The 20,135-nt window shown below is 42.2% G+C and carries 19 protein-coding genes and 1 pseudogene; 6 read left to right on the top strand and 14 right to left on the bottom strand.

Features of this window, described 5'->3' with window-relative positions; genetic code table 11:
- Window positions 1–17: 17 nt before the first annotated feature.
- The 3 genes from F0364_RS16650 to F0364_RS16640 form a co-directional block, all read right to left on the bottom strand.
- Window positions 18–827, bottom strand: coding sequence for a polysaccharide biosynthesis/export family protein (locus F0364_RS16650; RefSeq protein WP_153798934.1), 810 nt, complete (start codon window positions 825–827; stop codon window positions 18–20).
- Between the two features lie 192 nt (window positions 828–1,019).
- The gene (locus tag F0364_RS16645; protein ID WP_153798933.1) at window positions 1,020–1,916 is read right to left on the bottom strand and encodes an NAD-dependent epimerase/dehydratase family protein; all 897 of its coding nucleotides are present in this window, start codon (window positions 1,914–1,916) and stop codon (window positions 1,020–1,022) included.
- A 445-nt stretch (window positions 1,917–2,361) separates the two neighbouring features.
- Window positions 2,362–3,309 (bottom strand): class I SAM-dependent methyltransferase, encoded by a 948-nt coding sequence (locus F0364_RS16640; RefSeq protein ID WP_153798932.1) that lies wholly within the window; start codon window positions 3,307–3,309, stop codon window positions 2,362–2,364.
- Between the two features lie 287 nt (window positions 3,310–3,596).
- Here F0364_RS16640 and cysC point away from each other — a divergent pair, with 287 nt between their 5' ends.
- From cysC to cysN, 3 genes and pseudogenes are all read left to right on the top strand, one after another.
- Window positions 3,597–4,232 (top strand): adenylyl-sulfate kinase, encoded by a 636-nt coding sequence (gene cysC / locus F0364_RS16635; protein ID WP_306452330.1) that lies wholly within the window; start codon window positions 3,597–3,599, stop codon window positions 4,230–4,232.
- Window positions 4,233–4,237: 5 nt separating this feature from the next.
- Complete coding sequence (gene cysD / locus F0364_RS16630; protein WP_153798931.1) at window positions 4,238–5,143, top strand: sulfate adenylyltransferase subunit CysD; 906 nt, start codon at window positions 4,238–4,240, stop codon at window positions 5,141–5,143.
- Between the two features lie 212 nt (window positions 5,144–5,355).
- Window positions 5,356–6,642, top strand: a pseudogene (gene cysN / locus F0364_RS16625) (sulfate adenylyltransferase subunit CysN); the annotation flags it as partial.
- A gap of 76 nt (window positions 6,643–6,718) precedes the next feature.
- Here cysN and F0364_RS16620 read toward each other — a convergent pair.
- From F0364_RS16620 to F0364_RS16610, 3 genes are all read right to left on the bottom strand, one after another.
- On the bottom strand, window positions 6,719–6,883 hold the full coding sequence (locus F0364_RS16620) for a hypothetical protein (RefSeq protein ID WP_153798929.1): 165 nt from the start codon (window positions 6,881–6,883) through the stop codon (window positions 6,719–6,721).
- Between the two features lie 4 nt (window positions 6,884–6,887).
- Complete coding sequence (locus F0364_RS16615) at window positions 6,888–7,238, bottom strand: DUF6934 family protein (RefSeq protein WP_153798928.1); 351 nt, start codon at window positions 7,236–7,238, stop codon at window positions 6,888–6,890.
- 77 nt (window positions 7,239–7,315) lie between these two features.
- Window positions 7,316–9,022 (bottom strand): capsule assembly Wzi family protein, encoded by a 1,707-nt coding sequence (locus F0364_RS16610; RefSeq protein WP_235921133.1) that lies wholly within the window; start codon window positions 9,020–9,022, stop codon window positions 7,316–7,318.
- 4 nt (window positions 9,023–9,026) lie between these two features.
- On the opposite strand from F0364_RS16610, the gene F0364_RS16605 reads away from it, so the two are divergent.
- Complete coding sequence (locus F0364_RS16605; RefSeq protein ID WP_153798927.1) at window positions 9,027–10,367, top strand: dihydroorotase; 1,341 nt, start codon at window positions 9,027–9,029, stop codon at window positions 10,365–10,367.
- Between the two features lie 18 nt (window positions 10,368–10,385).
- Window positions 10,386–11,702, top strand: coding sequence for a MutS-related protein (locus F0364_RS16600; protein ID WP_153798926.1), 1,317 nt, complete (start codon window positions 10,386–10,388; stop codon window positions 11,700–11,702).
- 211 nt (window positions 11,703–11,913) lie between these two features.
- Here the strand turns inward: F0364_RS16600 and F0364_RS16595 are convergent, their stop codons facing one another.
- From F0364_RS16595 to F0364_RS16570, 6 genes are all read right to left on the bottom strand, one after another.
- Window positions 11,914–13,965, bottom strand: coding sequence for an LTA synthase family protein (locus tag F0364_RS16595; protein ID WP_153798925.1), 2,052 nt, complete (start codon window positions 13,963–13,965; stop codon window positions 11,914–11,916).
- Window positions 13,966–13,968: 3 nt separating this feature from the next.
- Window positions 13,969–15,405: a glycosyltransferase family 2 protein gene (locus tag F0364_RS16590; RefSeq protein ID WP_153798924.1), complete on the bottom strand. Its 1,437-nt coding sequence runs from the start codon at window positions 15,403–15,405 to the stop codon at window positions 13,969–13,971.
- On the bottom strand, window positions 15,402–16,496 hold the full coding sequence (locus F0364_RS16585; RefSeq protein WP_153798923.1) for a HEAT repeat domain-containing protein: 1,095 nt from the start codon (window positions 16,494–16,496) through the stop codon (window positions 15,402–15,404). Before F0364_RS16585 ends, F0364_RS16590 begins: the two co-directional genes overlap by 4 nt.
- 306 nt (window positions 16,497–16,802) lie before the next feature.
- Window positions 16,803–17,177, bottom strand: coding sequence for a response regulator transcription factor (locus tag F0364_RS16580; protein ID WP_153798922.1), 375 nt, complete (start codon window positions 17,175–17,177; stop codon window positions 16,803–16,805).
- 130 nt (window positions 17,178–17,307) lie between these two features.
- Window positions 17,308–17,679: a response regulator gene (locus F0364_RS16575; protein WP_153798921.1), complete on the bottom strand. Its 372-nt coding sequence runs from the start codon at window positions 17,677–17,679 to the stop codon at window positions 17,308–17,310.
- Between the two features lie 46 nt (window positions 17,680–17,725).
- A complete protein-coding gene (locus tag F0364_RS16570) occupies window positions 17,726–18,508 on the bottom strand; it encodes a response regulator (protein ID WP_153798920.1) in 783 nt (260 codons plus the stop codon).
- Window positions 18,509–18,743: 235 nt separating this feature from the next.
- Here F0364_RS16570 and F0364_RS16565 point away from each other — a divergent pair, with 235 nt between their 5' ends.
- Window positions 18,744–19,496 (top strand): outer membrane beta-barrel protein, encoded by a 753-nt coding sequence (locus F0364_RS16565; RefSeq protein WP_153798919.1) that lies wholly within the window; start codon window positions 18,744–18,746, stop codon window positions 19,494–19,496.
- A gap of 152 nt (window positions 19,497–19,648) precedes the next feature.
- On the opposite strand, the gene F0364_RS16560 is transcribed toward F0364_RS16565, so the two are convergent.
- Together F0364_RS16560 and F0364_RS28995 are read right to left on the bottom strand one after the other, a co-directional pair.
- Window positions 19,649–19,819 carry a hypothetical protein gene (locus F0364_RS16560; protein WP_153798918.1) on the bottom strand — a complete coding sequence of 57 codons (171 nt, stop codon included), beginning with the start codon at window positions 19,817–19,819 and terminating at the stop codon, window positions 19,649–19,651.
- Between the two features lie 7 nt (window positions 19,820–19,826).
- Window positions 19,827–20,078: a hypothetical protein gene (locus tag F0364_RS28995; protein WP_207632728.1), complete on the bottom strand. Its 252-nt coding sequence runs from the start codon at window positions 20,076–20,078 to the stop codon at window positions 19,827–19,829.
- Window positions 20,079–20,135 lie beyond the last annotated feature (57 nt).

Here is a 20,135-nt window from a genome sequence, read left to right as displayed (position 1 = left end):
GTTCGTAATTGTCAAGATTATCTAATTCGGGTTAAAGCAACTAATACTACAGATAGTACAGCAGAGGCGATAGTGATATTACGGTTACGCACAGCATCAACGCTGGCTACTTTGTATTTATTAGGCTCAACATAAACAATGTCGTTTTGCCTTAAATAAAAATAAGGAGAGCTTATTACATCCTTTTTATTAAGGTTTAACCGAACCAGTTGTTTTTGATTTGCCGAGTCTCGTATGAGCAAAACGTTTTCACGTTTTCCAAAAATAGTCATGTCCCCTGCCATACCCAGGGCATCTATAATAGATACCCGTTCATTAGGGATAGTGTATGTAGCAGGCCGCGCTATTTCTCCCATAAGTGTTATTCTGAAGTTGGAAAAACGAACATCAACAGATGGATTCTTATATAGCAGGTTAACCCTGTTGCGTATAGTATCACGGGCTATGCCGGTTGTTAAACCTTGCAGGTATACTTTTCCAATCAGCGGTAATTCTACATTCCCTGATTTATCTACCAGGTAACCACTTACAGATTGGTTGCCTAAAATATTTCCCATGGAGCTTGCACCAACGGTAGGAGATATGGCATTTGCCCTTGCAAACAGCAAATCAGCATCAGTATCAAGGGTTTGCACGTTTATATTCAGGATGTCGTCAGTTTTAATAACAGGGTCTTGATAGGTTATGGTCTTTACGGTTGTGGGAGCAGCGGAATCCGAAAAGTCCATGAAGTAGGGAACATTTTTATAAGTTGTACAGGAAGTAACAGAAGAAAGAAAAACACATACCAAGAGAATACTTATAACTACCCTGGAAGGATATTTCATATTGTTTTTTAATATATTTTACAATTTCGCAAATATAAGTTCATAATATTAAACTTTCTTTTGCGGATTACATTTCTTTTTACTTTAATATACCCCTTATTTTTCGTTCAGCCAGCCCCAGAAGCGAAAAGGATGCCAATTTTAATTTTAAAAAATTATAATTTATAATTAATTGTATATCAAAAGTAAATATTAATTATTTGCCTGAAGTTCTTCCTGGCGCCTGTAAACTGCTTTTATACATTCCAAAATTCCCTGCCCCATATCAATATGGGGGTTAGCCACTAATTTACGGCTTAACGTAGGTGTGTAAGAATAAGGCGTAAACTTGTAATGGTTATGGTAGTGCCCTGCCTGTAAAGAGATTTCTATTTTATCGCCCAATATTTCCTTAATAAGTTCGAAAAGCTCTACTCTTTTCATCTTTTCGGTACCGGTAAAAATAATATGCTCATTTCTGTAATCCTCAGATTCTATTACATCAACAGATAATTTCGCTGCATCAGATGCATGTATATATTCTCTTATTTCACTTCCATCTCCACCGTGTTCAATTTTTCCGGTTTGTATTGCTTTGGCTACCAGGTTATAGATATAATTATTATCAAAATTCATTTCAGAATATACTGAACCGTAGCGCAGCACCGTAAAAGGCAGATGATATTTTATCGCATATTCTTCAACTGTCTTTTCAGATGCAAGTTTGCTTATGCCATAGAAAGAACCCTTGTCGCTCATGGCATAGGCACTGCTTGCGTAAACAAAGCGTTTTACCTTTGCTTTTACACAACCATCCAGTACGTTGATATTTCCTATTACATTAAGTTGCATGGTCAGGTAAGGATATTTAATCGCTTTGTCAAGATTGGCAAAGCCCGCAAGGTTATATACAATATCAAACCCTCCCGCAACAATGGCTTCAATAACCTCTTCTCTCTTCATAATATCCATTTCATAAAAATCAGTATTGTCAAATCCTTCAACCGGCGCCAGCCTGTCAAATATGGTCACGTGATAACCGCGGCTGGTCAGTTCCTGTACAAGGTAAAGGCCCAGAAAGCCGCTTCCGCCAAATACTGCAATTTTCATACTGTATGTAGTTTTTATTTTACAGGTTAGCAAATACTATAACAACTATCCTTCTACAGGAAATAGATTATCATAAGTAATGCATTCGTTTTTTTATGAATTCTGGTTTTTCATCGCTAAAGGCATTAAATACCTGATGCATTAAGGCAAGAATAATTAGAATTGGGTATGGTGTTATTGGTTTTTACAAATATAAGGGTATAATCTATATATACTGAAAAAAGTATATAAATTATCAAAAAAACTGTGAATAAATTGCAAATTAAAAGCCAAACTCTTGGTTTTACTTGATTTCTTGCAACGTTAATAATTATTTAAATCAACCAAAAAGAGGCTGTCTCAATGGTATTGAGCAGCCTCTTTTTATTTGTATCCCCTGATGGAATCTATTTTCGTTTAGGCCATTCTTAAACCCTTCATTTTACTTTTGAGACAGCCTGTTTTTCTATTGTTGTATTGCCTTTTTTAACAGGCTTTCAGCAGATGGGTTCAACTCCCCTTTGGTTAAATCGCTTGAATAGGTGTTAAGCCTTTTAAACTTTCCTTCAATTTCGTTGGTGGCTTTTTTTGAGGATATTTTTCTTTTCCATCCTTCAATCCGCTGAATTAATCCCAGGTTGTTCATATAGGCATAGGGATACTTTAAGGAATGCAGCGTTGATTCATTTTCAAACAATGTTTTATCCCTCCTGCAAGGCGGATAAATTGGCGTTAGGAGATTTTCAGGGTCTTTTACCAGGATATTTACCCCGTCCCACCAGCCTTCTTCTGCATCTTTCTTTTCTTCAGGCGTCATATTACCCGGGTGCGCATTAGTATATGCCTGGTATAATAATTTGAATTCAGGATGTGCTACTAAAAAATCCCTGTTGGCTTGCCTTACATGATTATAGTTACAGTCATCTATTATTACAACTGCATTATCCGCCAGGTAGTGCTTCCCAAGTTCCAGGCACATTAACTGGCTACGGTAATCATGCGGGCCATCAACAAAATAAACAGAAACTTTCCGGCCTTTGATGTGGTCATTCAAGCCTTCCAAAGCATCTTCATAATCCATATTGATAATGTTAGCGTTGGTTAACTTCAGCCTGGCAATCCTATCTTTTACAATAGAGAAATTTTTGCTATCCTTATCAAAATAGGCAAAATTATCAATCCCATAAGCTTCTCCTCTCTGGATGCTCATGGCCACTGACAGCAATGTTAATCCTTGAAAAACACCTACTTCAAGATAGCAGTTGTCTTCGTTTACCAGGTAGTTAGAAAATCGCTGTAAGGTCCCGATTAATTTTTTTCCGGAAAAGCCTGTTAACACTTCAGATTCATTTAATACACCATAAGTGCAGGCATCGTTAATTTGGTTTGTCAGAGATACGAAATGGCTAAGCATCAAGATATTGTTTAAATTTTAAAATAGACCATCTCAAAATAGTGTTTTTTATCGCATAACCAGGTTTTTGCCTAACAAATTCGGCAATTAAATTTCAGATAGGGGATACCCCTGTAAAATTGCATTCCCGTTTCTACCCCGCCTCTCATTTTTCAGCCGTATCTTGCAGCCGAATTCCTGTAAAGTCTATAGAGAAGTGAACCACCTGGCAGTTTTACCATTACATAAAAGTATTTACCGGTACAGGCCGGCTACATACTTTACTTTGTTAATCTGCTCATATTCAATTGATTCAACCTGTAAAAGCTGTTGACACGCCTACCATGAGCCAAAATGCCCATACTACAGAACATGCTTATGGCATATGCCGGTTCGACCGTATGTATAAATACGGCCATAAGCCTGCATGCCTGTGGTTTACGGGGTTATCAGGGTCAGGAAAAAGTACATTGGCCAACCTTGTGGAGTGGAAGCTTTTTACCACCGGTTTCTTTACCTATTCCCTCGATGGCGATAATATCCGTAAAGGCCTCAACAAAGACCTGGATTTTACCGAACACTCCCGCCAGGAAAACATGCGCCGCATGGGCGAAGTAGCTAAAATAATGTGCGATGCTGGTCTCATTGTGCTGGCTGCTTTTGTGTCGCCCCTAAAACAGCACCGGCAAATGCTCCGTGACATTATCGGTGAAAACTTCATCGAAATTTTTGTGGATACCCCACTGGAAATTTGCGAGCAACGCGATATCAAAGGCCTTTACCAAAAAGCCCGTCGGGGCGAGATCAGTAACTTTACCGGCATATCCTCCCCTTTCGAGAAACCGGAACATCCTGAAATTCATATAGAAACGCAAAATGAACATATAGAACAGTCGGTGTGCAGAATTTTAGACTATATTTCGCCCCGGCTTAAAATCAATTAGGCAACATGCATAAGTATTATCTGAATCATTTACAGGAGTTGGAAGCTGAAGCCATTTTCGTAATACGCGAAGTGGTGGCGCAGTTCGATAAGCCTGGCATCCTGTTCTCTGGTGGCAAAGATTCTATCGTGGTTACCCACCTGGCCAAAAAGGCTTTCTGGCCGGCTAAAATTCCCATGCCGCTTATTCATATAGATACCGGCCACAATTTTCCGGAAACCATGGCTTTCCGGGATAACCTGGTAAAAGAATTAGGTGTGCAACTCATCGTAGGCTCCGTGGAAGAATCCTTGCGTAAGGGCCGCGTAAAGGAAGAAACGGGCATCAATGCCAGCCGTAATGCGCTGCAGATAACAACCTTGCTTGATGCTATTGAGGAACATAAAATAGATGCCGCTATTGGTGGCGCCCGCCGGGACGAAGAAAAGGCCCGTGCCAAAGAACGTTTCTTTTCTCACCGCGACGATTTTGGCCAGTGGGACCCCAAAAACCAGCGTCCCGAACTCTGGAATATTTTCAACGGCCGCAAACAAATGGGCGAACATTTTCGTGTTTTCCCTATCAGTAACTGGACAGAGATGGACGTTTGGAACTATATCAAAGAACAAAACATTGCCATTCCATCTTTGTATTTTGCTCACCAGCGGCAGGTAATTTATAGAGACAATACCTGGCTGCCGCTTTCTGAGTTTGTTACTCTGCGCCAGGGCGAATCGGTGGAAGAAAAGCAAATCCGTTTTCGCACCTTAGGCGATATTACTATTACGGGCGGCATTGAATCCGATGCTGATACGCTGGAAAAAATTGTGGCCGAAGTTGCCGCTGTCCGCAGCACCGAACGTGGCAATCGTGGCGATGATAAGCGCAGCGAAACTTCTATGGAAGACAGGAAGAAACTGGGATATTTTTAACCCCCTCTTCTTTCAAAAAAGATGGGGTGAGGTTATAATACCAGCGACGGTTTTTCATGGCATCGCCTGTTGCGTCGCAATCACTTCATCGTTCCGTTTTTCATGGCAACTTTTAAGCGGGTATTAGTCCACCGCGTAAGTTGACTGGTTTAAAAAAAGACTATTATTTATAAAATCATCAACCGGCTTTACAACGGGTTGATAAAAAAAATAGCCTGGCCATATCCAGGAATCTGAATAGTATGCAACTTTTACGTTTTACAACCGCGGGTAGTGTTGACGATGGCAAAAGCACTTTAATTGGGCGCCTTTTATACGATTCAAAATCCATCTTCGAAGACCAGTTGGCAGCAGTTCAGCTATCCAGCGAAAGAAAAGGGCTCGGCCACGTTGATCTGTCCCTGCTAACTGACGGTCTTCGTGCCGAAAGGGAACAAGGCATAACCATAGACGTTGCCTACCGTTACTTCGCTACGCCCAAACGCAAATTCATTATAGCCGATACGCCTGGGCATATCCAATACACCCGAAATATGGTTACCGGCGCATCTACAGCTAACCTTGCATTGATATTGGTAGATGCACGCAACGGCATTGTAGAACAAACATGCCGCCACTCCTTTATAGCTTCGCTTCTGCAAATACCGCATCTTATCGTCTGCATCAACAAAATGGATTTGGTAGACTATGCCGAAGACCGCTTTAACCAGATTGTAGAAGAATATACTGAGTTTGCCAGTAAGCTGGACGTAACCGATATCCGCTATATACCCATTAGCGCTCTCAATGGCGATAACGTAGTAAACCGCTCTGAAAATATGGACTGGTACCAGGGCGCCACCCTGCTGAATACATTAGAAACAATACACATTGCCAGTGATTATAACCATATAGATGGCCGTTTTCCGGTACAGACAATTATACGCCCACACAGCGATGAATACCATGATTACCGTGGCTACGCCGGCCGTGTAGCCGGTGGCATCTTCCGCCCCGGTGATAAAGTTACTGTACTGCCTTCCGGCCTTTCGTCCAAAATAAAATCAATAGACACATTTGGCGGAGCTGTGGAAGAAGCTTTCCCCCCTATGAGTGTAAGCATTACACTGGAAGATGATATTGATATCAGCCGCGGCGATATGATAGTTAAACAAAACAACCAGCCGCATGTAAGCCAGGAAGTGGATATGATGGTATGCTGGCTTAACAACAGGCCCATGCAGCAGGGCGCCAAATATTACCTGCGCCATACCAGCCGCGAAGTACGTTCTGTGATAAAGGAAGTGGTGTATAAAATTGACATTAATACATTGCACCGCATGGAAGGCGACAAGGAAATTAAAATGAACGACATTGCCCGTGTACGCCTGCGCACCACACAGCCGTTAATGCTGGATGCCTACCGTAAAAACCGCAGTACCGGCTCGCTGATACTGGTTGATGAATCCACCAACGAAACCGTTGCCGCAGGCATGGTAGTGGATTCATTTAATAATTAACAGGTATCGTACATAAACGACAAAACCCGCTGTGCAGCGGGTTTTGTCGTTTATGTAATACAATTATTTAGCAAGTTTAAAGCTTTGGGAGTGGCGCTATTTTTAAAATATGCTTTGCCTGTTCTGATTTTTTTTTAAAAAAGGGCTGACCCTCATATCTTTTTTCATTTAGATTTTCGTCAATCACAAACCCTTTAGGTAGCTTCACCGTATTCGCTTCCGGCTGTTTTTTTGTTTTCATGATTTCATGCTGAAGTGCTGCCAGTTGCTACAACAATAGCATCCGGATTCTGATTTGTAAAAACAAGTAGTGTTGCGGCAACAGTTGCAAGTACTTTTTTACTATCGCCGTTGTTAGTTATTACTACATCGCTAATTAAGCCTGTTTGGGGCTCCTTATCTCCAAAGCCAAGATTATAAAATTTGCTATTTCTAATTCTTGAGTACAAAACCACTTTTTTAATAACTCCTTTTGGCCCAGTACTTTCAAACTCAAAAATATTGAGATTGGGAGATGCTATAACATCATATCGCTCTTTGAACATAACAATAGGGTAGTGGATTTGGATATTTAATACCCGCTTAACTGCCGCCATGAAAAGCTACAGTACACGCTGTGCGACGCAAGGAACGACGCCATGAAATACCTTCAGCCGGGCTCATAAAATTGCTACTAAAAATCAAATGCCCGCCGGGCTATATTCATACGCACACCCACATTAAATATGGTTGAATTTTGCTTGAAACCGCTTTGTACTTTATAAGTTCGGCGTAACGCAGTAAGATCAACAAACAGGTTTTCCAATAACTCATAAGAGGCGGAGAACTCCAGGAAATTGCAGGTTGCCCTGTCGCCGGTACCCACTTTAAAGTCATAATCGCGGGGGCGGGTGGTGTAATCAAGAAACGGGTTGCTGCCAAAGTTAAGGCCGGCACTATCCAGCCCCTGGAAGTAATGGATAACCTTTGCCTGCAGGTACAAACGCTCCATAGGCTGCGCCCTTACAATAGCAATCAACTCCTGGAAATTGGCGCCCAGCGGGTGTGCCAGTGGCTGGTTGTAGTGGGTATAGCTGCCTACGCTGGTATCATAATGGGCGTAGGTATAGGGTCGCACCCTGTTGGTTTCTACCTGCAGGTCAACATTTTTCAGGCCGAACGCGTCAATATATTTAAACCCTAACTGGTAACCGTATTTGTTGGCCCAAAAGCCCCTGCTGCTGGTCATTTCTTTCAGTACAAATTCATCCCACAGCAATTGACCGTACAACTGCACCCGTTGTTTAAGATTAACCTTGGCATCAAAACCCAGCATGGCATTATCGCCACTGCCGGTCTGCTGTTCGGCAGGCCGTAAGAACATAACGGGCACCATATATTGAAAATCGAAATGGTTGGGTCTGCCGAATACGATGCTTTCGAACAAACCCACATTAAGCCATTTAGTAGCGTTAACGCTAAGGTGGTTAATGCGGGCATACTTACGGTTGAACAACTCGGCGCCGCCGCGGCCATGGTCTGCATACAGTTCCGTAAGCAGGCTTTGGTAATTAAGCTTCCAGATGCGTGTGTTGATTTTGAAGAATAAAGCACTATTAGAGAAATCGCTCAGGAACAGGCTGCGGTAGCCATTGCCGATGGAATTTTTATCGTATCCAAACTGCATGTCAATAAACCTGGCAACATTCCAGGTTACGGATCCACGGGCATCAAAATAATCATAGCCGGTGCCATTAAAATCTTTGTAAAAACCTACACCAGGCACGGCAGTAAATTTTCTTTCAAATGCCTGTACATAAAGAGGGTCACGCTCCTGGTTTTCCGTAGCGTACAGGTTAAAGCCAATTTTTTTGGATATCATACCACGTATGGCAATACCGCGGGTATTAATAAACATTTTTTCGCCATATCCGCTTTCTTTACCCAGCCCCAATTGAAAAACTGGGTTGATAGCCATGAAAAAATCGGGATTATTTACTTCTACCATGTTGGCATGGGTTTTATAGAGCGACCAGAACCAGGGTTTCCTGTTCTTGTAAAAATCCCTGGGTTTGCTCCATTCCGCATTATTCATCAACAGGCGCTGCATGTTGTAACGGTCAGTGGGGGTAAGATGGGCTACGGAAGGGTCATTAGCCTGTACCAGGCTGTCAAGCGACTCCACCACTGCTACGGAAGACCTTCTTGCGTAGGGTTTAAGGGTAGAAAAACGCAACTGGTCGTTACCTGTTTTAATTTCCAGCCGGTCTAAGATAATATTACCCTTATCGCCATAATATATATAATTTGTTTGGGCACATAGTGCAAATGGGATAATATAAATAGCAGATAAGAGTACAGATTTAATAATTTGCAACTTTAGCCATTGTCTCAAAAGCATAGATATGGATTATTTGATTAAAAATACTGGTATAGTTAACGAGGGAAAAATCACTCATGGAGATGTTCTTGTAAAGAACGGCAAAATTAAGCAAATAGCAGGTAGTATAAACACCAGTTTTAATGTAGTAGAAATTGATGGCACCGGCCTGCACCTGCTGCCCGGCGCTATAGATGACCAGGTGCATTTTCGGGAGCCCGGCCTTACCCATAAGGCAAACATACACACGGAATCAAGGGCAGCAGTAGCAGGCGGTGTAACGAGTTTTATGGAAATGCCCAATACCAATCCGCCGGTGTTTACACAGGAATTACTGGAAGACAAGTACAGCATAGCTTCTAAAACATCTGTTGCCAACTATTCCTTTTACATGGGCACCTCTAACGACAACATTGAAGAGGTGCTTAAAACCAACAAAAAGAAAAATGAGGTATGCGGCATAAAAATGTTCATGGGCTCATCTACAGGTAACCTGCTTGTTGATAACCCGCTGGTACTGGATAAGGTTTTCGCAGGCAGCGAAATACTGATAGCCACGCATTGCGAGGAAGAATCTATCATCAAGGCCAACCTGGCCAGGCTGAAGGCTGAAAAGGGCACATTGGAACCATCAGACCACCCTATCATCCGCGACGAAGAGGCCTGTTTTGAATCGTCTTTCAAGGCCATACAATTTGCAAAAAAATACAACAGCAGGTTACACATATTGCATATATCTACGGAAAGAGAACTGCCGCTTTTTACCAACATGCTTCCCTTGAAAGATAAACGCATTACTACAGAAGTTTGCGTACACCACCTGCATTTTACCAGCAACGATTATGCCGAGCTTGGCAACCGTATTAAATGCAATCCCGCTATTAAGGCACCACATAACAGGGCAGCTTTGTGGGAAGCCTTGCTGGACGACAGGCTGGATGTTATTGCTACAGACCATGCCCCGCATACCTGGGCCGAAAAAGATGAGCCCTACGAAAAAGCGCATGCCGGCCTGCCGCTGGTTCAACACTCTTTGTTGCTCATGTTACATTATGTACAGCAGGGCAAAATTTCACTTGAAAAAGTAGTGCAAAAAATGAGTCATGCTGTAGCCGATTGTTTTGACATTAAAGAACGCGGTTACATACGTGAAGATTACCATGCCGACCTTGTGCTGGTTGACCTTAATAAAGCCTATACCGTTTCAAAAGAAAACATCTTATACAAATGTGGCTGGAGCCCGCTGGAAGGCTTCAGCTTTCCCGCTACAATCGTTAATACTTTTGTGAATGGCCATAAGGTTTATGGAAATGGGGTGGTTGATGAATCTAAAGCTGGTTTAAGGCTTCAGTTCGAACGGCACTAATCCAACTAAACAATACCAATGCAGGCAGATAAAACCACCATCAGCGATTTATCTATTTTTACACATGATGAAGAACAGTCCGTAGCTCATCATATTGATTTCGCCCGTACCAATGGCGGCAGAGATATGCTGCACCAGTTAATAAGCCGCCCCCTTGACAACCTTAAGGATATTACCGAAACCCAGCAAACCATTCAAAAAATCATCGGCATCCACACCCAGTGGCCACAGGTTATTTCCAACGGAACAGTGATGGTTATTCAACGCTATTATGAAACCGCACTGGATGATATCCCATCGCACCCTAATTATATCAGCAGCCTGTACTATAAGCTCATCAGCGGGCCTGATTACAGTATCATCCGTTACTCCGTTAACCATTTCCTGGATTTTGTAAAAGGCATGTACCAGCTACATACTTTGCTATCCGCAGGCGATACTCCAACATTGCTGCAAAACATGCTGGACCGCATTAGCAGGCTGCTGCAACTGCCCGATATACAAAATATGCTGGCCCTTGATAAAGCCAAAGGCCTTACTCCTTCGCAAATACTGGAAACAGGTGCTTTTTTAAGAACAAGGTATAAAGAGCAGGCTAATGAACTTGTAAGCATTTACAGCAGGCTTGATGCTTATTACAGTATGGCCACCGCCTGCATGCAGTTTGGTTACCAGTTCCCGGTATTCAGCAAAGAGGAGCAGCCATTCGTTACTGTAGAAGGATTGTTTCATCCGTTACTGCGGTCGCCTGTACCTTATACCATAGGCCTTACACCGCACAAGAATTTTTTATTTCTTACCGGCGCCAATATGGGCGGCAAAAGCACATTTATAAAAGCTGTTGGCGTTGCCGTTTACCTTGCCCATATAGGCATGGCGGTACCGGCAGCGGCTATGCAACTTACCCTGTTTGATGGCTTGCTGAGCAACATACAAGTAGCCGATAATATTGTTAAGGGAGAAAGTTATTTCTTCAACGAAGTACAGCGCATACGCAAGACTATCGAAAAGATAAGCGATGGCAAAAAATGGCTGATACTGATTGACGAATTATTCAAGGGCACCAATGTACAGGATGCCATGAAGTGCAGCACAGCAGTTGTGGAAGGATTGCGTAAAATGAAAAACGCTTTGTTTGTGCTCTCCACCCACTTATACGAAATTGGCGAAGGCCTTAAACAATATCCCAATATCCAGTTCCGGTATTTTGAAACAGAGGTTAAAGACGATCAGTTATTGTTCAGTTATCAGTTAAAAGAAGGCATCAGTAACGACAGGCTTGGTTACCTGATACTCCGTAAAGAGGGCGTGGTAAAAATGCTGGAAGAGTTGTAGTTACACCTATCAAACTGTTCACCTCCAATGTTGTTCCCTTAGTGCTGTCAGTCTGAGCTTGTCGAATAGGGGGGATATAGAACCCCGCATTGATTCACCATTCACGATTATAATACCAGCGATAGTTCTTCGTGGCGACTTCGTTGCGTCGCAATCCGTTCATCGTCCGGTACTTTGGGCGGCTTTTCAGACCCGGGTAGAAAAGCATTAACTACCGGGTGGGCCGGTAATTAGCATAAATAGAATCAGGTAACAACTTAGCGCCTCCCACCATTGCAGTATTCTTTTGCTTAAACCTGTCAAACATGCCTTTCAGGCGGTTATAAGCAGCGTCATCTTTTTGTATTGATAGTTCCAGGCTATTGTTCATCTCGTACAGGGTGCTGCCATTGATCATATTATTGCCCATTGTAAAATCCAGCAAATCATTCTTGGTTTGCATCATGGGGTAAGCATGAACATTCCTGAAACCACGGGCGGTATCCAACCCACTGCCAATCCAGCTTACTAATGAAGGTGTTTTTATGTTGCTGGTGCTTTTAAGCATTGCCAGCAACGATGCAGCCACATCAAAATGCGAAACGATGGATGAAAACTTAGCTGTTCTTTTCAACATCGGCGAATATATCATCAATGGCACATGATACCGGTCAACCTTGTTGTTCATAGGCAGTTCCGGCATCTGGTGGTCTCCCGTAATTACAAAAATGGTATTGGCAAAATCATTTCTCCGGGCGTACTCTTCAAAAAAATATCGGATGGCATCATCCGTAAAAAGCACACTGGCATATTGCATTTTAAAATTACGGGCCTTGCTCTTCTCTGTTTCGCTAAAAGCCAGCGCATCCATTCTCTTCTCAAACTGGTCAAGATATTTCTGCTGGTCATTAACCAAAAAAGGACTATGTGTGGCAAGTGTAAGCAATACCGATACCCCTGGCTTTTGCCTTGCTTGCGGTGTTGAATTAAAATACCACCTGAACAATTCTTTATCTCCATATCCCCAACTTTCCCCTGCCGCACCGGAAGGTAGCCTGCTATATCCTGCCGGGAAAGTCTTAACGTCGTAAATACTGTTGATGTTCCCCTTGTTCAGGAATAAATCCATGTTATCAAAACGGGAATCGCCTCCATAATAAAATGATGTGCTGTAGCCATTAAACTGCAGCAGGCTTAGCAAGGTATTGTGCTGCGGCATAACATTGCCCAGGGCGGCAAAACCATTTTTTGCAAATGGCAAAGAGCCCAGCAAAGTTGGCAATACAGCAAAAGTTCTTCCACCACCGCTTAAACAGTTTTCCCAATAAAGGCTATGCTGCGAAAGAGAATCAATAAATGGCGTATAACTGCCCAGGTAAGCACCCTCATTGCTAAACGCCCTGCCCAGGCCTTCCACAACCAGCACCACAATGTTTGGCCGGCCGGATGCATTACTGAAAAATGCTGACAATACATCCTGCGTTTCTTCCTTGTGAAGAAACGGATATTCACCCTCATTCACATACGCAAATTGCTTTAAAACAGGCGCAGGCCCTGTTTCATTACCATAATCTCCAATATAACTATCTGCATAAATATCCGGCCCCGCATCTTCTACAGGAAAAAAATGCCGGAAACTTTCCGTATAAAAAAAGTAAGATTTATTAAGCGCCAGGTTATTGGCATACTCCGCTTTTAATTGAATGGATGATGTTAAAGCTGCTACATTCAGCAAACGGCAAAGAATGAATACCACCAACACAACAGCCGGGGCAACAGCCGGCAACTTTAATTTTCCGGGAACATATACCATCAAGAAAACAACTGCTACTATCAGCAAAACCAATATCAGTACAGGTAAAAAGCCAATGCCTGCGGCGCCAACAGTTTGCTTAATATCGGCCATGGTATATCCCCATAAATCTCCGCCAAGCGGTACCAGTGTATTTTGAAAATATAACAGCAGGGCTGCCTGTATAACACATAACAGGATTGCAGTAATGATAAAAAAAATGTTTGCTGCACGCCTGCTTAGCAGGAAAAGCAATAAGTATATCAACACCAAGGGCAACCCGGCAGAAAGTACAAAACCAATATCTTTTAGCACGCCATTTAAAAAGACAGACACAAAATCGCTGTTAAGGCCGTGATTTATGCTGTCGTAAACCAACTCAACCAAACGTAACAACACAAAAAGCAACAGCAACACCAGGTAACGTGGTGTAAAATCTTTAACCGCCAGCACGGTTGTTTGCCAAAAATTTTTTTTAGGATGATTGTCCATTTATCAGGCCGTTTTTGCAGGTTGCGTTTTTTGAAAACCCTGCCGGGTCATATCGCCCCAGGCTTTCTTTTTTCTGATGATATTGATGTACCCCTGTATACCGCTCCATACCACAAACGGGTGAAAATTAAATGGCTCTGTAAGGGCGGAAAGCAGCAGGCTGGCTATTTCTGTTTTGCGCTTGTACTGGTTATACGTTATTACTTCCATAAATACCGCGAATGAAGAATACAGGTAACCGAAACTTATCACAAACAAAAGCAGTACAAAAAATGTATCCCATTCAATCATGCCAAAGCCGGCAAGAAAAAGAAATACAATAAACCCGAAAAATTCAATAACGGGCGCCAGCATTTCAAAGAAGAACCAGTAAGGGTAGCTAAGCATACCCAGCAAACCGTAACGCGGGTTAAAGAAAAGCTTCTTGTGAAACTTAAGTGTTTCGTAGGTACCGCGGGTCCACCGGTTGCGCTGGCGGCCTAATATTTTATAAGAGGCCGGTGCTTCCGTCCAGCATAACGGGTCCGGAATAAATGTAACCTTATAAGGTACTTTCTGTTCTTCCATATAGCGGCGCATCCGCACTACCAGTTCCATGTCCTCACCTACTGTATTATGGTCGTACCCGCCGCATTTAATAACTATTTCCTTATCAAAAGCGCCAAAAGCGCCGGATATCAACAGCAGCCCGTTCAACCGGCTCCATGCCATACGGCCCAGCAAAAAGGCCCTTATATATTCCAAGGCCTGCATGCGGGGCAGGTATTGCCTGGGCAGGTGTACTTTTACCAGGCGGCCATCCTCTACTTCACAGGAGTTGGCTATGCGTATCACCCCTCCTGATGCAATTACCCTCATCTTCGTTTCCTCGATAAAGGGCTTTACCATTTTTAGAATGGCATCCTGTTCCAATATGCAGTCAACATCTATACAAATAGTAAAATCATTGCTGGCAATGTTAATCCCTACGTTCAACGCGTCAGCCTTGCCGCCGTTTTCCTTATCCACCACAATCAGCTTTTTAAATACCGGGTTGCGGCTTTTGTAGACACCTCTTACAGTTTTGGTTTTTAACTGGTAACGTACAAAAAAATCAATTTTTTCCAGGTTATAGGTATCTATCAGTTTTTGCAGGCAGTCGTCTTTACTGCCGTCATTTACCACAATAAGTTCCAGGTTGCTATAATAAATAGACAATAACGATCTTACATTTTCCACAATGGTTGCACCCTCGTTATAAGCAGGTGCTATAATGCTGATGGAAGGAGCATGCGGGGATGATGCCAGCATACGGTAATCTGTAAAACCATTTTTATGCACATACCTTCTTGTTTCGCCAATGGCGTAAATACCAATCCACAAATAAAAAAAGAACAGCAATGTAGAATAGGCAAGTATGCAGAAAGTAATAACTTTTAATATGATAAGCAATATGTTCATCGCTGCAACTCCCGTTTTACATGCCTGTAAATCTGCTCATAGGGTTCAGCATTTTCTGCTGCTTTTTGCTTGAGAATATCCAATCCATCCACACAACAGTATGCCAGCACTTTGGCTGCCTCCAATTTTATCAAATCATCTTCGTCGCTAAGCTGCGTGGTTAAAAATGACTGCTCATTTTCCGTAGCTACCCTTTTAATGGCGCCCAGTATAGCGTAGCGGTTAACCCCTGCTTCCTTACTGTATTGACTTGTTAATACAGCCGCTGTGGTTTCATTATCAATACGCACCAGTGTTTTTACAGCCAGCATACGCACTTTGGAATTGGTATGCGCCAGGCAGCTTACCACTTCATCATACACCTGGAACTGCTGGTACACATCAGTTAGCTTTAAGGCAAAAATTACCACGGTATCGTTTGGCGACTGTAACCAGGCTCCTATGTTTTTCATTTCCCCGGGGTCAAGCGTTTTTAACTGCTCCAGTATTTTTACCTGCTGCCAGTCTGATACCGGCTGCGTAACTACATCCAAAAATCTTAAGCCTTCAAATCCCAAAAAACCAATCATGGCTGTTTGGGCTTCCATGCGTACTATTTCATTGTAATGATTGGTATGCTTAAATATTTTGGGAATCATATCCTGCTGGTTCATTACGTACAACTCGTTAATGCCTTTTGCCTTTTTATGCCATACTGTGCTCCGGAACTTGCTCATGGAGTCTTTTTTAAATCCACTTTGCAGGTACAGCTTAATAATATTGTCGCCGGTATAACCGGTAAAATTGCGCTTCATGTTCAGCAGTTCATTTATGGCAAACTGTCTTTTGGCGGGATTACGAAAGTGCTTGGTAAACTTGGCGGGTATTATGATAGGCTTTTCTGCATCCTCATCTTCCAGCATTACTTTGCTCAACCAAAGCTCAAGGCTTTTCTCTATGCTTTTACGGGTAAAAAAACCCTTCTTCTTCCTGTACAGGTGCAGATAAGTAAGACCTACGAATAGTATAGTAGCAGAGGTAAAAAATACAATTACCTTATATAACACACCTGGCTGAAGAAAACCGGAGAATATATTAAGAAGAAAAGGCAACGTGATATTGGATATGGTGATGAAATGATTGTATCGGAATTTGTTTTTACAAGGCTACCTGCATGCACCCAGGCGGGCATTTACCCCACGGCGAGTAGCGAACAAGGCGTACAAGTGAGTGACACAACCAAAGCCCGATAGCAGTAATATGGCCTGGCTCATAAAAAACCGGAAGCATTAAGCCGCAGATGGTGTTTTTCATGATGAATATTAATTAGTGCAAAGCTACCTGATGCTTTAGCCTGCACCTATTAAAATACCAATAAGAAGGGACTAAACAGCTTAAAAGACGGTTATATGCTGCGTTTACGCTGTTTTTACGGATGACCTTGCCAGCCTTTTTATGCGCATGGCCAGCTCTGTAAGGCTGAACGGCTTGGTTACGTAATCATCTGCGCCAAGTGTAAAAGCTTCCTCTACCGTGTTTTCCTGACCCATTGCAGAGAGTACGATAACCGGAATATTTTTTTCGCCAATGGCTTTTACAGCGTTTACTATTTCAAGGCCCGAAGCATAGGGCAGCATAATATCGGTAATAACCATATCGGGCATGAAATGGCTTATCTTATTAAGGGCGTCTCTTCCATCGGGACACCCTAACACGTCGTAACCTTCTTTTTTAAGTTTAAGTTCAAGTGTTTTGAGCATAAGCGGCTCATCTTCAGCAATAAGTATTCTCATCAGGAATATTGGTGTTTTTAATATATACGCTAATTGAAGTATGTAAAGATAAATCTTTATCTCTTCGTTAATCAGCAAAAAATTGTAAGTGAGAGTTTTATAGCGTATTTAATATGTTTTAATGCGCTTTTTAATTTTCTGTAACATCGCTTAACAGGCGCTTTACCCGCATAGAAAGCTCGGTGGGGTTAAAAGGTTTGGTAAGAAAATCGTCTGCCCCAAGTGTGAACGCTTCTTCTACCGTGTTTTCCTGGCCGTAGGCGGATAATACCAGGATAGGTATCTTTTTAAAAGGGTTTGACTTTACAACACCAATCAATTCCAGCCCTGAAGTATAGGGCATTAGTATGTCTGTAATAATAAGGTCGGGATCAAATGTTTCCAGGGCCTGTAGCGCTTCCCTACCATCAGTAGTAATAACCACCTCGTAGCCATCGCTTACCAGCCTGGTTTGGATGGCCTTTAGCATAACCGGTTCATCTTCTGCTATCAGTACCTTCATAGAGTTGCACTCCAGTATTTTAGTTTATTTCAGGTTTACGGCTAAATTAAGATTTATGCGCTAATAAATTTTCAATGTAGTGCTTTAAATATTCTTTTGACCTGTTAAACAACTCTTCAAAACGGCTTATTTTAGAGGGTATCAGCTCAAGACCCTTACCAGAACGGCAACTCATGTCAATATCCTTTGCAATTTCAAAAAGCGCATTTATTTTAATAACCGATAAGGAAGATTTGGCAAAATGGGCTTTCTTCTGCAGTTCGTCCCACTTTTGTTGCCGTAGCAGTTGGTTAAGCTCATCTATGGTTTTTTCCATATTATCAGTAAATACGTTTATCATCATTCCAATGTATTCGGGGGTGGTATCGCCCAGGGCATACAATATGGTAAGGTCTACTATAAGATCGGCATCTCCAAACACATGCTCTTCTTTAAACCTAACAGGCTGTTTTACCCCATAACTTCGGGTAAGTATAGCAATGGTTTCCTGGGTAAAAGGTTTTATAAAATAGCCATTCATTCCGCATTCAATACATTTTTGTTCTTCGCCAGGCAGCGATACCGCCGTAATAGCTATAATAGGCGTATTAACTCCCAGCTCTTTGCGAATCTTTTCCGTAGCAGTGTAACCGTCTAATTCCGGCATAAAAAGATCCATGAGAATAAGATCGTACTTATTATTGCTTGCAAACGCTACCGCCTCAGCGCCATTTTCAGCAACATCAATACGGGCGCATACTTTCTGTAAGGCACGTTTAATGAAAATTTGGTTAATTACGCTGTCTTCCGCAATAAGTACGCTATTAAAAATTACTGGTTCTTCCTGCATAGATTTGCCTGAATTTGGTTTATAAAGCTGTAAACCCTTCACTTATACCCATGTGTAATTACAGTAAAACTGCATAGATAGGATAATGGTGTTCTATTGGTGAAATTATTGAATTTTAATGTGGTTCAGGTAATCTTGTTTTGGCATATTTTTAACCACACGCTACAGCCCAATTCTTTTATTTTTGTTCGTTTTAACAAACGTACACATAAAACATATTGATAATTTAGACTGCATGACGAAAAAATTTTTAGTAGCCGCGGTTTTATTCGTTGCTATAAACGGGGCAAAAGCCCAAGACTCTTCAGGCGCCGCCCCTATTCAAAAAAAAATAATTGACCTTTCCAACAGGGCCAACGACCACCTGCTGATACAGTTTGGCGTTGACGGCTGGAGCACCAGCGGCCTTGCCTCTAATCTTAAACCATCAGGTTTTTCAAGGCATTTTAATATATACTTTCTTTTTGATAAGCCTTTTAAAAGCAACCCGCACATGAGTGTTGCTTACGGCATAGGAATGGGATGGAGCAATATTTTCTTTAAAGATGTTTACCTGGATCTTAAGTCAACACAATCCACACTTCCCATAACAGATGTAAGCACATCTGCCAGCAATCACTACAAAAAATTCAAGCTGGTTACATCTTACCTTGAAGTGCCGCTGGAATTAAGATGGGTTGCCAATGCCGAAAACCCTAACAGGGGGCTAAAGTTTGCTGTTGGCGCTAAATTTGGCTTGTTGATGAAAGCCTGGACCAAAGGCAAAAATGCCCTTGATGCCACCGGCAAATCAATATACGGCGGTTCGTACATTATTAAAGAACAAAGCAAACAGTTTTTTAACAGCACTAAAGTTGCCGGCACGGTACGCATTGGGCTCGGGCACTTTTCGCTGGATGGCTCTTACCAGCTTACCGGTTTGCTGAAAGACGGTGCGGGCCCAACCATCCGCCCCTATTCTATCGGTTTAACACTCAGCGGTTTGTAGCGATTTTTTTTGAGCCCGGCAGAGGAATAAGCATGAGGCATTCGTTGCGTCGCACTCTTGTACGTCCAGATTCGCTATGCAGCTTTGCAGCCCGGGTACTTTTCTAACAGTGTCCAATTTCAATTCAAAATAGTTCTCAAAGCAAAGCAAACTTAAAAGTTTGCTTTCTGCTTTGACATTGTTCTGATTTTGCGGTTCCTTTCTTTCGCTTCCCGATCTCTAACAGATTTAAGATAGTTGCTTATAGCGGCTTCTTCATCCATCGTTAATGGTCCCTGGCCGCCGATAAAGTCAACATCAAGCTCATTTTTCTTCTTTTTCATGACTGCATCATTTAAAATATTTTTCAATCAGCATTTTTGCTGCTTTTGTTTCAATAATCATTAACCGGCCACCAAAATGAACTGCGCCCAGTGTTTTCTCGTAGTGGCCAATTAATTGTGTTTTTGAGATAAAGGATACATTTCCATCAAAGCCTCTCTCAAAAGATAGCCGGCATGCATAAGCAACAAGATTGCCGGGTACACCCGAAAAAAGCTTACTCTTTCCCTTATTAAAAGGTGCACTTTCTACCAGGTGCATATAAATATGATCACTTTTTACTTCCAAACTTATAAGCCCCTGAATTGTAGAAGCATC

Source organism: Foetidibacter luteolus, assembly GCF_009650435.1.
GTDB lineage: Bacteria > Bacteroidota > Bacteroidia > Chitinophagales > Chitinophagaceae > Foetidibacter > Foetidibacter luteolus.
This window is presented reverse-complemented; position numbering and strand designations above follow the sequence as displayed.

Excerpts from the sequence above, each read along its gene's own strand:
- F0364_RS16650 (WP_153798934.1), bottom strand. The coding sequence starts at position 827 with ATGAAATATCCTTCCAGGGTAGTTATAAGTATTCTCTTGGTATGTGTT.
- F0364_RS16645 (WP_153798933.1), bottom strand. The coding sequence starts at position 1,916 with ATGAAAATTGCAGTATTTGGCGGAAGCGGCTTTCTGGGCCTTTACCTT.
- F0364_RS16640 (WP_153798932.1), bottom strand. The coding sequence starts at position 3,309 with ATGCTTAGCCATTTCGTATCTCTGACAAACCAAATTAACGATGCCTGC.
- cysD (WP_153798931.1), top strand. The coding sequence starts at position 4,238 with ATGCATAAGTATTATCTGAATCATTTACAGGAGTTGGAAGCTGAAGCC.
- F0364_RS16620 (WP_153798929.1), bottom strand. The coding sequence starts at position 6,883 with ATGAAAACAAAAAAACAGCCGGAAGCGAATACGGTGAAGCTACCTAAA.
- F0364_RS16615 (WP_153798928.1), bottom strand. The coding sequence starts at position 7,238 with ATGGCGGCAGTTAAGCGGGTATTAAATATCCAAATCCACTACCCTATT.
- F0364_RS16610 (WP_235921133.1), bottom strand. The coding sequence starts at position 9,022 with ATGCTTTTGAGACAATGGCTAAAGTTGCAAATTATTAAATCTGTACTC.
- F0364_RS16605 (WP_153798927.1), top strand. The coding sequence starts at position 9,027 with ATGGATTATTTGATTAAAAATACTGGTATAGTTAACGAGGGAAAAATC.
- F0364_RS16600 (WP_153798926.1), top strand. The coding sequence starts at position 10,386 with ATGCAGGCAGATAAAACCACCATCAGCGATTTATCTATTTTTACACAT.
- F0364_RS16595 (WP_153798925.1), bottom strand. The coding sequence starts at position 13,965 with ATGGACAATCATCCTAAAAAAAATTTTTGGCAAACAACCGTGCTGGCG.
- F0364_RS16590 (WP_153798924.1), bottom strand. The coding sequence starts at position 15,405 with ATGAACATATTGCTTATCATATTAAAAGTTATTACTTTCTGCATACTT.
- F0364_RS16580 (WP_153798922.1), bottom strand. The coding sequence starts at position 17,177 with ATGAGAATACTTATTGCTGAAGATGAGCCGCTTATGCTCAAAACACTT.
- F0364_RS16575 (WP_153798921.1), bottom strand. The coding sequence starts at position 17,679 with ATGAAGGTACTGATAGCAGAAGATGAACCGGTTATGCTAAAGGCCATC.
- F0364_RS16570 (WP_153798920.1), bottom strand. The coding sequence starts at position 18,508 with ATGCAGGAAGAACCAGTAATTTTTAATAGCGTACTTATTGCGGAAGAC.
- F0364_RS16565 (WP_153798919.1), top strand. The coding sequence starts at position 18,744 with ATGACGAAAAAATTTTTAGTAGCCGCGGTTTTATTCGTTGCTATAAAC.
- F0364_RS16560 (WP_153798918.1), bottom strand. The coding sequence starts at position 19,819 with ATGAAAAAGAAGAAAAATGAGCTTGATGTTGACTTTATCGGCGGCCAG.
- F0364_RS28995 (WP_207632728.1), bottom strand. The coding sequence starts at position 20,078 with ATGCACCTGGTAGAAAGTGCACCTTTTAATAAGGGAAAGAGTAAGCTT.